This window comes from Bradyrhizobium sp. SZCCHNR1098 (assembly GCF_032489375.1).
GTDB lineage: Bacteria > Pseudomonadota > Alphaproteobacteria > Rhizobiales > Xanthobacteraceae > Bradyrhizobium.
On the sequence record NZ_JAUEXY010000009.1, the window covers coordinates 51,893 to 68,345 of the forward strand.

Here is a 16,453-nt window from a genome sequence, read left to right on the forward strand (position 1 = left end):
GACCACATCACAAGTGTGTGATAAGTCGTGATGCTTCGCGATCGAAAGTCGATGAAATACACATTTGCATTGTTATATCAATAACTTGAATGCCTGTTCGGTGTGCGGATGAAACTTCAGCCACTTAACGCAAATTTAAGAATTCGTTTGCCTGTGGCGGTAAAGCAAGGGGTGGTCTGCCGGTAAAAACGGCAAAAGCCGGCGCCTGGCGCCGGCCCCGCTGATCAAACGCGCTCGGGATTCCGCGGTTCCGCAACGCCAGCCGTCACACGCTCCCCACCGTCTTCAGCCGCGCCCGCGGATGGATTTCGGCCTGCGACAGCACCGTGGTCTGGGCCCGGAAGCGCTCGACCAGCGAGCGGACGAACGGCCGGATCGCGGCCGACGTCACCAGCACCGGCGATTCGCCCTCGCGCGCGGCGCGCTCGAACGCGTCGCGCGTCGCGGTCATGAACTCCGACAGCTTCGACGGCTGCATCGCCAGGCTGCGCTCCTCGCCCTGGCCGATCAGCGATTCCGCAAACGCCTGCTCCCACCTCGCCGACAGCGCGATCAGCGGCAGGTAGCCCATCGGCGAGGTGTTCTGGGCGCAGATCTGGCGGGCGAGGCGGGCGCGCACGTGCTCGACGATCGTGGCCGGGTTGCGCGAGAACGCGAGCGCGTCGGCGATGCCTTCGAGGATGGTCGAGAGGTCGCGGATCGAGATGCGCTCCGACAACAGCAGCTGCAGCACGCGCTGGATGCCGGAAATCGTGATCTGCGTCGGCACGATGTCCTTGACCAGCTCGCTCTGCTCCTTCGGCAGCTCCTTCAGGAGCTTCTGCACCTCGCCGTAGGAGAGCAGGTCGCTCATATTGGCCTTGAGCAGCTCGGTCAGGTGCGTCGACAGCACGGTCGCCGCGTCGACGACCGTGTAGCCCTTGAGCGTCGCCTCTTCCTTCAGGCCGGCGTCGACCCAGGTGGCGGGCAGGCCGAAGGTCGGCTCCGTCGTGTGGATGCCGGGCACCGCAACCTGGTTGCCGCCGGGGTCCATGACCATGAACTGGCTCGGCCAGATCTTGCCGGAGCCGGCGTCGACCTCCTTGATCTTGATGATGTAGGTGTTGGCCTCGAGCTGCACGTTGTCGAGGATGCGCACCGACGGCATCACGAAACCCATCTCGATCGCCAGCGACCGGCGCAGCGCCTTGATCTGGTCGGTCAGGCGGTCGGTGCCGTCGGGTGCGTTCACGAGCGGCAGCAGCGCATAGCCGAGCTCGATCTTGAGGTCGTCGATCTTGAGCGCGGCCGAGATCGGCTCCTCGGCGGCCGCGGCGGTGGCAGCCGCCGCCGGTGCTGCGGCCGCGGCGACCTCCTCGGCCTTCGCGACCTCCTTCTGCTTGCGCGCCTTGAGGGCGAGCGCGGCGGCGCCGCCGCCGAGCGCCAGGAACGGAAGGGTCGGGATGCCCGGCAGCAGCGCCAGCACCAGCATCACGGCGGCCGACATGCCGAGCGCCTGCGGATAGCCCGAGAACTGCTTGATCAGCGCCTTGTCGGCGGCACCGCTGACGCCGGCCTTGGAGACCAGGAGGCCCGCCGCGGTCGAGACGATCAGCGCCGGCACCTGGGTGACGAGGCCGTCGCCGACGGTCAGCGTGGTGTAGGTGCGGGCGGCCTCGGCAAAGCCGAGACCCTGCTGGGCGACGCCGATGATGATGCCGCCGATGATGTTGATGAAGACGACGAGCAGGCCGGCGACCGCGTCGCCGCGGACGAATTTGGAGGCACCGTCCATGGCGCCGAAGAAGCCGCTTTCGTCCTCCAGCTCCTTGCGCCTGATCTTGGCGACCTTCTCGTCGATCAGGCCGGCGGAGAGGTCGGCGTCGATCGCCATCTGCTTGCCGGGCATGGAGTCCAGATGGAAGCGCGCCGCGACCTCGGCGATGCGGCCCGAACCCTTGGTGATGACGACGAAGTTCACCGTCACCAGGATCGCGAACACGATGATGCCGATGACGAAATTGCCGCTCATCACGAAGTTGCCGAATGCCTCGATGACGTGGCCGGCCGCATCGGTGCCCTCGTGGCCGCGCGACAGGATCAGCCGGGTCGAGGCCAGGTTGAGCGACAGCCGCAGCATCGTGGAGATCAGGAGGATGGTCGGGAAGGAGGAGAACTCCAGCGGTGCCTGGATGAACAAAGCGGTCATCAGGATCAGGATCGACAGGGTGATCGAGATCGCCAGGAACAGATCGAGCACCAGCGAGGGCAGCGGCAGGATCAGCACCACCAGGATGGTGAGGATGCCGAGCGCCAGCGCGATGTCGCCGCGCAGGACTGCTGTCTTGAGGTCAGCGAATGAGAACCCGCCGGCCGGAGATCCGACCCCCTGACCCGCCGTGACGTCGACCATGGCTTTCGCCCCTTCCCGCCGGCCGCGTGTGCCGGCCCCAAACGACTGCGCGACGGCCGCAGGGCCGCCGTTCCGAAACTGAGGTACCGCGCCGGCGTCCACGGAAGGTCTCCTCCGTCAACTGCACCCAACCACGACACGCACATTCCACCCGGCAATTTTTGCCCGGTGGTTGGTTAGCGTTCGGTTAATGCCGGTTAACAAAAGGTTGCGGGGGAGAGGGGATGCGCTCTCCTGCCGCATCTTCGTTACGCCGCCACGATCCGGGCCTCGCCCTTCGAGACGCCCGCCTACGGCGGGCTCCTTATGGTGAGGAGCGAGGGTCGTATCCGGACGATGAATTGTGCCGGCCATCGCGCTCCTCCCGATGAGCACACCGCTCACGGCCAAATGCAGCTCCGGTTTCGGCGCCAAACCCTCATGGTGAGGAGGCGCGCAGCGCCGTCTCGAACCATGAGGCCCCTGCCGGGTCTGACTGCGAACAAGCACGAATGAATTTCCTCTCGCGGACATGCGGCATCGTCTCCCGCGGCGGATCGCGCCCGAGTTGTGCATCAGGTCCGCCCTCGACACAGAGGAGGGCGCAGGGAAGGCCGGGCGCCGGCCGCGCCCGTGGCCCGCCTGCAGCAAAAAAAGCAGGCGGCAGTCACCACAGGTCTGGCCGAAACACCCGGCCTTCCCTGCGCGACGGTTGGAACGGCTTATACGTGGTCTCCCTGGTGCACCGGGCTTGTTGGCCACCATGCGCGACGGCGCGCTTGCGCACGCCAGCCGCGGGACACCAGCATCGGGGTGTCAGGACCGCACGATTTCGCCGTGCGCAACGAACCGTTCGTCCGCGCGACCAGGGGCCACGCTGCGATTCCTCGCGCCCATCGCATCCCACTCCCCACGTCTCATGACGGTCGCGACACGCCCCTCCGGCGGAAGCAGGACGGGGGGATATAAGCATGATTTCTGAAAAAAGGAAATAGAAAAATTACTGTGTGACTTGGGCCTAGAAGCTGGACGCAAGAGTGTTGCAGGGTCGATCATGCGCGCGGATCCAAGCTGCAGCGTCAAGACGCAGAGCGGCTCGGTTCACGAGAGCCGCGCAGCGGTCGCGCCTTACAGCGCCGATACAAGAACGTCTAGCCCGCGTAGCTTGTAAGTGAAGTCCTCCGGGCGACTATAGGATGCGAGAGATCCGCCACTCTTGAAGTCGCGATGGAGGTCGAACAGAGGGGCTTCGGCCTCTTTGTTTTCTGTCCGCATCCGCACCACTTCGGGCCATGCGACCCAACAGGCGCGTTCATCAAGGTGGTCATTCAGCGTGAACCGGGCTGCATACCGCGGAATCACCATAAGGGTCGGCGGTTTCGATTCAGAGGCTCCGTCGGGCATGCCAAGCGCTTTTGCAATCCGTCTCGCGCTGCGCCCATCGACCCAACTAGAGACCCGATCCACCCATTCATTTGCCTTGAGCAGATTAAGTCTTCGACTTTCGCGCTCCTTCGGCGACATACCGTGTATATCGGGCCACTTCAGCTGAACCAGAGCGAGATCACCGGTCTGGCGGTCAAGAATGGCCGCATCCACATCGGTGATATGGCTGCCGTCTTCACGACGGAGTGTCATGCCGTGATCAGGCACATGGAAGCGTGGTTCGCCAAAGTGATTTTTCAGGTCCTCGCGAAAATACACCTCGCGCCCATCCACTGCTTTGTCCCAGTCGCGGGTGTGTCTCAACCGCAGTGTGCGAACAAGGCCGCAAACGGGATTGAGAAGGCCGCCGAACAACGGAAGCAGAAGCCAGCCGCCGCCAACGTCCACATAGAACGGAGCCGGGATTTCGTGGTGGTGCTGCCAGGACGCGATCGACTGCGCGTCCAAAGCCAAGTGCGCGATCGTATCATTCGCATGTTTCGGCTGGTCTCCCGCTTCGATCCACACGGCACGGGCATCGCGTCGAAGTACGGGAACCGTGAGCAAGTTTCGGATCGATAAAGCGGGAAACCGCGTCATGAGGCGTGAGGCATACGCGACGTGGTTGAACACGCGACCAAGCGCGGCCACGCAAAGCGTACGCCATTCGGCAAATGGTCTGCCGCCAATCATGGCGTCGTGAGGCAATGCTTCCGCTTCCGCGCAGCCGAGCACATCGATCATTGCGCGTTGTCGGTACGTCTCGATCAGTTCGGGATGGCCTTCGTAGTTGATGAACCATCCGTCATGCACGGTAGAGGTGGCGTCCAGCAGGCTCTCTACATACGCACTATCACGCGTCGGACCCTGCATGAGCGCGACGCGGCGCATGGTTTCGGCGGTCAACCAGCGTGCGGCATGTACGTCCATTAACTCCCCCACACCAGCGTTCATCTCAATCCGCATCGTGGCGACGTCGACCATTTCGCTTCGCGCGAGGCCATACCGCTCTAAGGCGGCGAAGCGCCGCATGCGGGCAAGCGTACCGAACTCGAAGAGCATCCGGTCGATCCAGCGGGCAGTCTGAGGCGCCGCCGGGCCAAAGGGCAGCCCCCGGCCTCCCTTTATCAGAGGCAGGAAAGTGGCAAGCGCGGGCGCGACACCCAATAGGATCAGCCGCAACTCGTCCCGGGCCACCGCGTTCAGGGAATTGTCCGCTTCGGACGCGCACTGGATAATGTAGGCCGCATAATCGGCGGAGCGGACGATTTCGATGACAGCTTCGCGCTCAAGCCCGTTCCACGTCTTGCAGACCTGGGCCTGAAGCTCGTCAAACTTTTTCTGCAAAATGGGCTCGGCAATTCCCATCATCGGTTTCCGCCGGGCTGCCTGGTCTCAAGCTTCGATCTCACCTTCCGCACGACGGATTGCGGATTGGTCTTGATCTGGGTTTCACCAAAACGAAGCACTGACCAGCCATCGCGCCTCAACGCGCGGTCGACTTGGCGATCCCGCTCCATGTTGCGCTCGATCTTGGCTCGCCAGAACCCGTTCATACGCGACTTTAGTCGATGATAGTTTCGGCCATGCCAAAAATCGCTGTCGATAAATACCACGAGGCGATGCCCGACAAACACGATATCCGGTGTTCCGCGCAACCGCCGATAATGCTTGCGGTAGCGGTAGCCAAGCGGATAAAGCTCCGCGCTGAGGGCGCGCATGATCTTGAGCTCGAACCGCGTATTGCGACCGCGAACAGCGGCCATGAGGCGGCTTCGCTGGTCCTTTGACATCACGTCGGGCATAGTTATAGCCTAGGTTGTTTCCTCAAAAAACATACCTTAGTCCATCATGCAAACGAACGGGCCTCATTTCACCGAAACCCTCAAAGCGCTCCAACTGACGGGTCAACAGGAGGCGGACGCGCGCCGGAACGCCTCCGACATTGTTGGGGGTATCATCGAAGCTTACGGCACCAGAGCCGATGGCGGACTTGACACGGCACGAATCCCTAACGCGCCGATAACCGGTTTGGTCTATGGCCGCATTCAGAGCGGCAAAACGCGCGCCATGATCGCGAGCACGGCGATGGCGTTCGACAACGGTTTCCGGATATCGATCGTGATGACTAGCAACATCAACGATCTTGTCAGACAGACCCACCTCGATTTCGCGGGCGGCACCTCCGGCGTTCTCATCCTGACAAAAGACGATGCGCTGGATCGGGAGGTTGCGGATACCAAGCTCGTGATGGAGCGGACTGGCAATTGCCTGTTAATCGTCTGCTCGAAGGGCAACAAGAGCCTGACGAATGTGGCGAAGTTCCTGCGGGCGATCGATGCCGATCAATATCCCGCAATCATTTTCGACGACGAGGGCGATCAGGCGTCGCTCGATACGAATACGCGGAAGCGAACCAAACAGGCTGCCGCTTCCGGAGTTCGCGTTGGCCCGAGCCCGATCAACAACATTATTCAAACCAAGCTGCGCCCGGCCGTGCAGCGGCATGTGTATGTCAGCGTGACCGGCACGCCGCAAGCCGTGTTATTGCAGAGCGCCGATTCAACCCATCGACCAAGCTTCATCAAGATGCTTCCGGCGGGTTCATCCTACGTGGGGGGCGAAGCTTTTTTCAGCACGGAAGAGCCGGAGGACAACGAGCGGCTCATCACGCTGGTTGATCGTAACGAGAAGCAGCAACTCTTGGACGCGAGGAGCGAGATTCCGCCGGGATTACGCGATTCTATCCTCTTTTTTCTCGTGGCGGCAGCGGCGGCCATCCGCAATATTGGACTGAAGGACCATGGGTATTCGTATCTGTGCCATCCGAGCCTGAAGAACAACGAGCAGGCTATAGCCGAAGATCGCATTGGTCGCTTTTTGACCGATGTCCTGGACGCGCTGACGGGGGGGACTGGTGGTCGGCAGGTCCTCGATGACCTGGAATCGGCCCACGCCAGGTTGTCCGCGACGCTTGGCGCTCAAACGCCGACCTTCGACGAGGTAAAGGAAACGCTGCGAAAGTTCCTGCCCTTGAAGCGCCTCTTGGTAATCAATGCCAAGGTGAAACGCGTCGGGATTAACTACGGCAAAGGCCTGAACTTCCTTATCGGCGGCAATACGCTTGGTCGGGGCATCGCGATTCGAGACCTGCTGGTCACATACTACATTCGCGAGGCGAAGGTGTCGCAAATCGACACGATGCATCAGCACGCGAGAATGTATGGCTATCGCAGCGTGACGATCGAGTACACACGCCTCTTCATCCCGCGTCACTTGTACTATCGCTTCCGCGACATCTATCAATCGGACGAGGATCTTCGGGCGTACATCGAACGGCACGCGGCGCTGCCCGCGACCTTTCCCGTCGAATACACGTCCGGGCTGCGAGCGACGCGTCCCGGCGTTCTCGACGCCAAGAAGATCGATACGGTCGTTCCCGGCAAGCAAGTGTTTCCGAATTACATCGTGCTTCCGCAATCCGATCGGGTGTACGAGAAGGTCCTTGGGTTGGTTCGGCATCAATTCGGATTTGCGACCGAGAGCGTCGACGAAATGGTGAGCCGGGGACGCCAAGGCGTAGAGATCGACGCCGCGGCCGCGGCCGCTCTGATCGCGCCCATCAGGAGTCGCTCCCGTAACATTTGGCGCGACAACACCATCGCCGAGATAATTCGTCGCGTCGCAGCAAAGGAGCAGTTCGGCGGCCGGATCATGCTGCGGTTCAGAACCGCCGACCGCCGGGTGGACGACGAAGGCTTCATATCGACAGGTATACTTTTCGGCGGCGAGTTGGACGCGGCCCGCGCGGCAAGGATTCCGACGCTTTGGATTTTCGCGGCTACGACGCGGGCGGGCAGCGCGGATGGTGCAGGGCTCAAGTTCATGTACCCGACGTTCGTCGTCCCGAACTCTTATCCAACCTTGTTCATGTTCAATCGCGGCGAGTAAAGTGCTATGTCCAAGAGAGTAACGCGTCGCGCGAAACAGCCCGCGGAACCGAAAATAAAAGTCGTCGATCTCTTCTGCGGGGTCGGCGGCCTTTCGCATGGCCTCAAACTCGAAGGCTTCGATGTCGTCGCTGGCGTCGATAACGACAAGTCATGCAAATTCGCATTCGAGCGCAATAACCGCGCGAAATTCATCGGCAAAGATATCGCACGTTTCTCGTCGTCGGAATTGAACAAACTTTTCGGCGATGCCTCGATCCGTGTGCTTGTGGGTTGTGCGCCATGCCAGCCGTATTCGTCCCTGACGCGCAAGAAACTTTCGAAGGAGAAAACTCGAGAGCGTTGGTATCCGTTGTACCGGTTCATGCGTTTGGTGAGCGCGGTGCAGCCGGAAATCGTTTCCATGGAGAACGTACCCGACCTCTCCAACAAGAAGAAGTATGAGGTTTTCGATACGTTTGTGAAGCGTCTCACTCAGTTGGGCTATCGCGTTTCCTTCAAGACCGTGGACGCGTCGCGGTATGGCGTTCCACAGCGCCGCAATCGGCTCGTCTTGCTGGCTTCAAAACTTGGGGAGATCGACCTTATCGCCGAGACGCATTCCGAAGAGACGGTCGTGACGGTTCGCGATACTATAGGGGAATTGCCCCGTCTGCGCGATGGCGGAATGGATCGAATGGATCCGCTGCATCGTGCCAGCAAGCTGAGCCCGCTAAACAAGATGCGTATCGCGGCGACGCCGAAGAACGGGGGAAGTGCGACGAGTTGGAAGACCTCTCTCATACCGAGTTGCTATCGTAAAGAATCCGGGAAGTCGTATATGGTGACCGTGTATGGTCGTATGCGCTGGAACGATCCTGCACCGACCATGACGACCCATTGCACCACATTGGGTACGGGCCGTTTCGGTCATCCGACGCAGAACCGCGCCATTTCTTTGCGTGAAGCCGCACGTTTTCAAACGTTTCCCGATAGTTATGTGTTTCACGACGAGCAAGATCTGAACATTACTAGGACGGCGAAGCACATTGGCAACGCCGTGCCGGTCTTGCTTGCTCGCGCTATCGGCAAATCCATAAAGAAGCACATTCGTCAAGCGGCGACTTGATTGAGGGCGTCGGAGCTATCGGCATATGCCTGTTCCGTAATCGTAGCCGCGTGATCTAGTCGAACCATTTTCAACCTAAGGAACGGCGGGTGCCGCCGATGGTGTCGATCCAGATCGGCAACGACGGCGGGATGCGCAGAGAGATGGCCGGCCGGTTCCGTGGCAGACGGCGAGCATTCCGCGACGACGCACCTTCCGTCGTCGCAGATCGGCGAAGTGCTCACATCCTCTCGCCTATAGCTTCAAAACGATCTTGCCGAAATGCGAGCCGGACCGGAGATGGGCAAACGCCTCGGGGGCCTCGTCGAAGCCAAACACCCGATCGACGATCGGGTGGATCGCATGGTCAATCAGGAAACGATTCATCGCCGTGAAATGGTCGACCGATCCGACGGTGACGCCGATGATGTCGGCATTTTCCCACTGCAGGCGCGCGAGGTCGGGCTTCGGGCCGAATCCCGTCAAGACGCCGATCTGAACGATCTTGCCACCCGAGGCGACCGATCGCATCGACCGGTCATAGGTGCCGGGGCCGCCGAGCTCGAGGATATGACTGGCGCCTTGGCCGTCGGTCGCCGTCATCAGTGCCGCATCCCAGTCAGGCGTGTCGCGGTAGTTGATCAGGATCGCAGCCCCGAGCGCCTTGGCCTGGGCGAGTTTCTCATCCGAGGACGAGATCACGATCGCACGCGCGCCCAGCGCGGTGGCGAACTGGAGGCCGAACAGCGCGACGCCGCCGGTGCCCTGCACCAGCAGCGTGTCACCTTGGCCCATTCCGCCGCGCGTGACGAGGCCATGCCAGGCCGTGACGGCGGCGCAGGGCAGGGTCGCGGCCTCGATCGACGTGAGGTGCTCCGGCACGGCGACCACCGCCGTGGCCGGCAGCACCACATGCTCCGCCAGCATGCCATCCATCGTGCTGCCGCCCAGCGCTGACGCGACGTAGTCGGTCTTGAACGGACCCGAGACCCAGTCGCGAAAGAACGACGCGGCGACCCGGTCACCGACCTGCCATTGGACGACATCGGGGCCCACGGCATCGACGACGCCTGCGCCGTCGGAAAGCGGAATGCGGCCATCCAGCCCGTCTTGGCCCGCGCGGTCGAGGATGATGAGGTCACGGTAGTTGAGGCTCGCCGCCTCGACGCGGATGCGGACCTCGCCATTGCCGGGTTCGGGCTTGCGGACGTCTACCCGCACGAGGCGACCGGCGCCGGCATGGCCATTCACATGATAGGCTTTCATGGTTGCTCCTTTCCAAGGGCATTCACCTGGATGAGCAGACTCTGTAAGGTCTGACAGCGCTGTCAGGGTCAAGAGGTTTTCAGGTGAAGATTGGCGAGCTCTCCCGGAGGACGCGGGTCAGCGTCCGGATGCTGCGTTACTACGAAGACCAGGGATTGCTGGCGCCGCGACGGACCGATGCCGGCTATCGCGACTATGGCCCGGCGGAAGAGGAAACCGTGCGGCGGATCAAATTGCTGGGCGCGGCCGGGATGACGCTGGAGACGATCCAGCAGTTGCTGCCATGCGTGAAGAGCGACCAGCCGGCCTTTACGCCATGCGACAATCTGCGACGCATCTTGGCCGAGCAGGTTGGCCTGATCGATCAACGGATCGAGACGCTGAGCCAGAGCCGGACAATCCTGGCCGGCTTCCTGTCGAGCGTGAACTGAGCTCTCTGTCGACGGCCGGACGGCATCGAAGCGTCATCACCAGGCCGCGGCGGTCGGCGTCCGGGTGTTGCCGCCATGGCCCGCAAGGCACCGCGGCGACGCGCTCCGCAAGCGGCGCATCGCATTGACCGCTCACCGACGCAGGGATGATCGAGCAACTTGGAAAAAAGAAATCAGATTGTTTCGATCAATCAAGAATTGCAGGGAGACCTGGAGGAGCTCTCGCGGTTTTGCTCAGGCTCGATCAACTCTGTCTCATCGCGCCTTGGCGCGGATCGGCAGGGTGATCCGCCGCTTCCATTCGCGGAGGTTGCAGGCGATTCCAGTTGGACCTGGAGGGGGCGCGGGCCGATGGTGCCCACCGCATCAGGCAATGTGGCCGGATCATGCGCGTCGCGCTGCGTGACGCTTCAAGTTTTTCTGATCGCTGCGATCAGCGATTGCGATTGGCGATGCGGGATGTTGCTCTTTAGAAGGCTTCTAAATTTCTTTCAGGAGAGCCGAAGATGCATCGACCGAAGCTCCGCCATGGTCTGCGGCTGATAGTGACGGCCGCTGGCCTTGCCGGGCTTGCATCGCTGATCGCGATCGCCGCGCCAAGGGCGGAGACGCCGACGCCCGCACCAGCACCGGCCTATCTGCCGACCGTCAGCGACCTGATGATCGCGACCATCCAGCCTCGCCATCTCCGGCTCTGGATCGCCGGCCATAGCGGCAATTGGGCGTTCAGCGCCTATGAGCTCGGCAATCTCAAGGGCGCGTTCAACCGTGTCAGCCGGGCGCAGCCGCTGGTCGAGGGCAATTCGTTCGCCGACATGACGACGGCCGTGACGCAGCAGCCGTTCGACGAGCTGGCGCAGGCCATCAAGCAGAAGGACATCGGCCGCTTCGAGCGCTCCTATGCCGACCTCACGGCCGCCTGCAATTCGTGCCACCAGGCGCTCAATCGCGACGCCGTGGTCATCAAGGTGCCGCAGACCGCCGGCGTTGCCGATCAGGACTTCACGCCGGGCGCGGAGTGACGGGACGAGCCTCGGGCAAGACGATTCGGAAGCGGCGGGCACCTTCATCGAAACGATATTGGTTGCTGAAATGCGATATTGAGGTGAAGGGGGACCCGCATGAAGCTCTATTCGTTCTGGCAGTCGCTTGCGAGCTTTCGCGTGCGCATCGCGCTCAACCTCAAGGGCATCGCCTATGAGCAGGTCGCGGTCGATGTCGACCGGCAGCAGCATCGCGACGAGGCCTATGCCGCGCTCAATCCGCAGATGGCGCTGCCGGCGCTGGTGCTCGACGACGGCACCGTGCTGACGCAGTCGCTGGCGATCCTCGAATATCTCGACGAAGCCTGTCCGGGCGCTGCGCTGCTGCCTGGTGATGCCAAGGGGCGCGCGCGGGTGAGGGCGCTGGCGGCGATGATCGCCTGCGATGCGCATCCGCTGACGACGCCGCGGGTGCAGCGCTATCTCACCGAGGTGCTGCACGTGGACGACGCGGCACGCGCGGCCTGGCTCAGGCACTGGACGGCGGAGATGCTGGTCGCGATCGAGGCCCAGCTTGCAGGCCATGTCGCGACCGGCCGGTTCTGCCATGGCGATGCGCCGACGATGGCCGACATCTGCCTCGCCGGCCACGCCGTCTACGCGCGCAATAAAGGCCTCGACCTCGCTGCGACGCCGACGGTGCAGCGCGTCGTCGAGGCCGCGATGGCGCTGCCGGCCTTCGCGTCCGCCCATCCTCTGGCGCAGCCGGACACGCCGCCGGCGCTGCGCGCCAAGCCGGCTGCGCCGTAGCCTCATCTCTTTGTTGAGCATGATCTCCGCACAAACGCCTTCGGCGTTTGTCGCGAGGGAAAACCGGTTTCCACTTTTCCGGATCAGGCTCTACGCCAGAACCATCGGCGCTACCGCGCCGGCTGGCCGCCGTCGCGCTTCATCCAGTCGCGGAACTGCTCGAACAGCACCCTTGTTTCGTCCTCGCTCATTCGCCGGCCGCCGGTCGGCGCCCTTGCGCTCATCCAGTCGTCGAACTGCTGCTTGATGGCGGCGCCGTCGGCCTGCGGCGCGCGCGTGCTGGCCAAAAGCTCCTCCGCGGCGCGGAAGCGGGTCCAGCCGGGCAGCGAGGAGGAGAGGCTGATCTCGTTCCATTTGGGGTGGAACGGCGGCCGCTTGAACTGGTCGAACCGCTTGAACAGATAGTCGACGAAGCGCGCGACGCGGCGGTAGCGCTCGGTCTCCGGCGGCCAGTTGTAGACCGCCAGCACCTGCGGCACGCCGATGGTCTCGACGCTCTCGCCGGGCTTGAGCAGATTGGGATAGTCCTGCGACGTCAGCTTGGTCGGCACGTAGTAGTCCTGCAGGCTGCGCGCGAATGGAATCGGCAGGAAGTGGAAGCCCGGCTCCGGCTTGAACTTGGCGAACAGATCGGTCGGCTTGCCGGTGACGTGGACGACGCCGGCGATCTCGCCGCTGCGCATCTTCTCCAGCGCCACCGAATTGTTGATGAACACCTTCTCCGCGCCGATCTTGAGCCGGTCGAACACGATGCCGCCGGTGAGGTTGGCGGCGCTGCCCACGGTGTTGAAGGAGACCTTCTTGCCGGCGAGATCCTCGAGCGTCCTGATCTCCGGGCGGACGTAGACGTGCATCTCGTTGATGTAGAACGAGCAGATGTAGCGGATCCGGTTCTTGATGTTGGCGAGCGTGCCGTTGCGGACGAACTCATCGAGCACGTCGGCCGAGGTGATGGTGACGTCGACGCCGCGCAGATAGAGCAGGTCCTCGATGTTCCCCAGCGCGCCGTAGGTCACCATCGGCAGCACGCGCAGGTTCGGGCGGTCGTCGAGCACCTTGGCCATCTCGGCCGCAAAACGGATGTTGGTGCCTTCGAGCAGGCCGCCGGCGACGCCGACCGTCCATTCGTTGGACTCCTGCAGCTTGCCGCCTTCGCCGGCCGCGGCGGCCGTTGCCGCCGCCGGCCTTCCGGTCCGCGCCGTCTGTGCAGTGGCCGGCAGAAGCGGCGCCACCAGACTCAATCCCGCCGCAACGACGCAACTCAACAACGCGACCCGCATGCCCCAAATTCCTCCGTTGCCGGCCACACGGCGATCGTGAGGCGCGGCCGATTTTCGCGCATTATCTCCTTGGTTGAGGAATGAGGTCTACTACTCGCCGGTTGGGCGCAGCCGGGGCTGCTGCGAGGCGCATCCTTGCCACCAAAAAGCCATAGGCTTGATTGCGCCTCGGTCTGGACGGAGAAACGCCGCGATATCAGTCCGAGAGTCGTCGCCTCATCGCACGCGGCCACAATGGCTCGCTGGAAACCGGTGCAGCTTGCGGTTGCAGGGAGCGGTCGAAGCCGGACCGTCGTGAGCGCGGCTCGTGCGCTCGCGGGACGTTCTTGCGATCGGGCCTCTAGGCCTGCTGCGAGATGCTGACCTCGGCGATGCCGGCGCGATCAGGCGCCGGCCTTGCTTGCCTTGGCGCAATGGTCGCGCCAGAACTGCCGATAGCCGGCCTCGACGCAGCGCGTGTAGTTGGCGACGTCGCCGGCCGGCGAGCGTGCGACAATGCCGGGCAGCTCCGCCCGCAGCTTCGCCAGCAGCTCGGGCTGCGCGGCAAAGCTCTTGGCGATCCGGATGTAGCCGTCATCGTTGTCGGCGACCCAGTCAGCGAGGCCGGCCGCGGTCAGGATGCCGCCGGCGGCGCGCGAGGCCGCGCCGGCGCCGAGCTTGGCGACGACCGGCACGCCCATGTAGAGCGATTCGAACGTCGAGATGCCGCCGTTCTGCGGGAACGGGTCGAGCGAGATGTCGATGCGCTCGTAGGATTTGAGATGCTCGACGCGCTCGCTGGCGCCGAGGCAGAGGATGCGCGCCTCGGGCACGCCCTGGGCAACGAAGCGGGCGAGCAGCCCGTCGCGCACCGCGGGATCGTTGAGCGCGAGATGCTTGACGACGAGCTTCGCGTCGGGGATCTCGGCGAGCAGCCGCGCCCACAGCGCGATCGCCGCGTCGGAGATCTTGTCGATGCGGTTGTAGACGCCGAAGGTGACGTGGCCGTTGGTGAGCATCGGCAGCGGTGCCGGCGGAACGTCGAGCACCGGATCGATCGTGATCACCGACGGCAGGTCGTGGACGTGCTCGGCGAACAGCGGCCGGACGCTCTCGGGTACCGTGACCGGATCGGCGAAGAAGTAGTCCATGGTGGCAAGGCCCGTGCCGGTGCCGCTGCCCCAGGCCGTGACCTGGATCGGCGCCGGCTTGCGCGCGAACACCGGCATGCGCGTGCCCGTGGTGTAGCCGGAGAGGTCGACCAGGATGTCGACGCCGTCAGCCTGGATGCGGTCGGCCAGCTCGTCGTCGGACAGGCTCGAGGCCTCGACCCAGACGTCGGCGATCGACTGGAATGTCGCGGTGTAGGAATCGTGCCGCGGCGAGGTCGAGTAGCAGTTGACCTGGACCTGCGTCTTGTCGTGGCCGCGCAGCACGGGCAGGAAGGCGAAGGCCGCCGAGTGCATGCGGAAGTCGGCCGAGACGTAGCCGACGACGATGCGCCGGTCGGGATCGAGCGAGCGCGGCGCAAGCTTGCGGCGCGGGAATTTGGAGCCGACCGCCATCCACCAATACTGCCGCGCCGCCTGCTGGACCGCGAAGTCGGCGCCGGGCAGGAAGTCGAGGTAGAAGATCTTCTTGGTGATCGCCTCGTCATAGTCCGGCTGCACCGCGAGCGCCTGGTCGAACTGGGCGATGGCGCCTGCGACGTCGCCGAGCCGGCCGCGGCAGGCGCCGAGCAAGGTGAGCGCGACCTGCGCCTTCGGATTGGTGTCGAGCACGCGCTTGCAGGCGGCCATCGCCTGCGCAACGTTGCCGTTGAGGATGCAGATCTGCGCCTTGCCCTGCCATCCCAATTGCAGATTGGGATCGAGCGTCACGGCGGCGTCGAAATCGGCTTCGGCGTCCGCGGTGCGTCCAGAGATCATGTAGAGCCGGCCGCGATGCGCCCGCAGCTCGGCGTGGGCCGGGCGTGCCGCCAGCGCCGCGTTGAAGGTCGCTTCCGCCAGCTCGAAATGGTGCAGCTCGAGATGCGCGAGACCCTTGTTGACCGTGGCCTCGAAATGGTTCGGGTTGAAGGCCAGCGCGCGCTCGGCGCTGGCGGCAGCGGCGTCCCAGCGCCGCAGCATCAGTTCGGCGACGCTGCGATTGCACCAGGCATCGACGTCGTCGGGCTTGAGCTCGAGGGCCCGCGTCGCGGCCGCGAGCGAGGCCTCGCCCTGTCCGAGCCGCAGCAGCGCGATCGCGAGGTTGCGCAAGGTGATCGGCGCATTCGGGCGCAGCGCCAGCGATCGCTCCAGCGCGGCGCGCGCCTCCTCGTAGCGCTCGCAATTGACCAGCGCCCAGCCGAGATTGGACTGCGCGTCGGCGGAATTCGGCTCCATCGCCACGGCCTGCGCCAGGAAGGCGGTGGCCTCGGCGAAGCGTGCCGACGACACCAGGGACACGCCGAGCAGATGCATGGCATCGAAGCAGCCGGGGACCTCCTGCAGCAGCTTCGCGCACAGCGCCTGCGTCTCCGCCTGGCGCCCGGCCTGGAAGGCCTTGAACGCCACCGCCAACTGCCCCTCGACGAGCTTCTTCTGTTTCTTTTCCTGTCGTGCCTTCTGGAAGGCGCGCGAACCGACGGTGCTCAAGGACTTGGGTCTCCGGACAGACAGGACGGCATGGCGTCGGACGCCGCAGCGATGCGCTGCGGCCGGCAACCGGGGCGCCGCCATGCCCGGCGGCAGCAAAGCCCAGGATGTCCTGTGGTCGTCCGGTCGCCGGCCACGCGCAGCGCGACGCGGCAAAGCTTGCCCGCGTCGTGGTTAGCAAATGGTTAACGGGATGACGGAGGGAGCTTGTCGCGCCCCGCGAATGCCCCGGGGA

At 63.7% G+C, this 16,453-nt stretch carries 11 protein-coding genes; 5 read left to right on the top strand and 6 right to left on the bottom strand.

What is annotated here, in order from left to right; translation table 11 throughout:
• Positions 1–265: 265 nt before the first annotated feature.
• The 3 genes from flhA to QX135_RS19620 all read right to left on the bottom strand — a co-directional run bounded on the left by flhA (position 266) and on the right by QX135_RS19620 (position 5,601).
• Entirely contained in the window at positions 266–2,392 is a 2,127-nt protein-coding gene (gene flhA, locus QX135_RS19610; RefSeq protein WP_315714040.1) for a flagellar biosynthesis protein FlhA, read from the bottom strand.
• A 1,107-nt stretch (positions 2,393–3,499) separates the two neighbouring features.
• Positions 3,500–5,164 carry a hypothetical protein gene (locus QX135_RS19615; RefSeq protein WP_316234245.1) on the bottom strand — a complete coding sequence of 555 codons (1,665 nt, stop codon included), beginning with the start codon at positions 5,162–5,164 and terminating at the stop codon, positions 3,500–3,502.
• Positions 5,164–5,601 (bottom strand): very short patch repair endonuclease, encoded by a 438-nt coding sequence (locus QX135_RS19620; RefSeq protein WP_315784005.1) that lies wholly within the window; start codon positions 5,599–5,601, stop codon positions 5,164–5,166. Before QX135_RS19620 ends, QX135_RS19615 begins: the two co-directional genes overlap by 1 nt.
• 46 nt (positions 5,602–5,647) lie before the next feature.
• On the opposite strand from QX135_RS19620, the gene QX135_RS19625 reads away from it, so the two are divergent.
• Positions 5,648–7,747 carry a Z1 domain-containing protein gene (locus tag QX135_RS19625; RefSeq protein WP_315784007.1) on the top strand — a complete coding sequence of 700 codons (2,100 nt, stop codon included), beginning with the start codon at positions 5,648–5,650 and terminating at the stop codon, positions 7,745–7,747.
• Between the two features lie 6 nt (positions 7,748–7,753).
• Positions 7,754–8,854, top strand: coding sequence for a DNA (cytosine-5-)-methyltransferase (locus tag QX135_RS19630; RefSeq protein WP_315784008.1), 1,101 nt, complete (start codon positions 7,754–7,756; stop codon positions 8,852–8,854).
• Between the two features lie 234 nt (positions 8,855–9,088).
• On the opposite strand, the gene QX135_RS19635 is transcribed toward QX135_RS19630, so the two are convergent.
• Positions 9,089–10,099 (bottom strand): NAD(P)-dependent alcohol dehydrogenase, encoded by a 1,011-nt coding sequence (locus QX135_RS19635; RefSeq protein WP_316234246.1) that lies wholly within the window; start codon positions 10,097–10,099, stop codon positions 9,089–9,091.
• Positions 10,100–10,182: 83 nt separating this feature from the next.
• On the opposite strand from QX135_RS19635, the gene QX135_RS19640 reads away from it, so the two are divergent.
• From QX135_RS19640 to maiA, 3 genes are all read left to right on the top strand, one after another.
• Positions 10,183–10,530, top strand: coding sequence for a MerR family transcriptional regulator (locus QX135_RS19640; protein ID WP_315775336.1), 348 nt, complete (start codon positions 10,183–10,185; stop codon positions 10,528–10,530).
• 506 nt (positions 10,531–11,036) lie between these two features.
• Positions 11,037–11,552, top strand: a complete 516-nt coding sequence (locus QX135_RS19645) for a cytochrome family protein (RefSeq protein ID WP_316234247.1) — start codon at positions 11,037–11,039, stop codon at positions 11,550–11,552.
• A gap of 99 nt (positions 11,553–11,651) precedes the next feature.
• Entirely contained in the window at positions 11,652–12,323 is a 672-nt protein-coding gene (gene maiA / locus QX135_RS19650; RefSeq protein ID WP_316234248.1) for a maleylacetoacetate isomerase, read from the top strand.
• A 110-nt stretch (positions 12,324–12,433) separates the two neighbouring features.
• Here maiA and QX135_RS19655 read toward each other — a convergent pair whose 3' ends face one another.
• Both QX135_RS19655 and QX135_RS19660 read right to left on the bottom strand, forming a co-directional pair.
• Positions 12,434–13,603, bottom strand: a complete 1,170-nt coding sequence (locus tag QX135_RS19655; RefSeq protein ID WP_316234249.1) for a TAXI family TRAP transporter solute-binding subunit — start codon at positions 13,601–13,603, stop codon at positions 12,434–12,436.
• Positions 13,604–13,986: 383 nt separating this feature from the next.
• Positions 13,987–16,218: a tetratricopeptide repeat protein gene (locus QX135_RS19660; RefSeq protein ID WP_315784018.1), complete on the bottom strand. Its 2,232-nt coding sequence runs from the start codon at positions 16,216–16,218 to the stop codon at positions 13,987–13,989.
• Positions 16,219–16,453 lie beyond the last annotated feature (235 nt).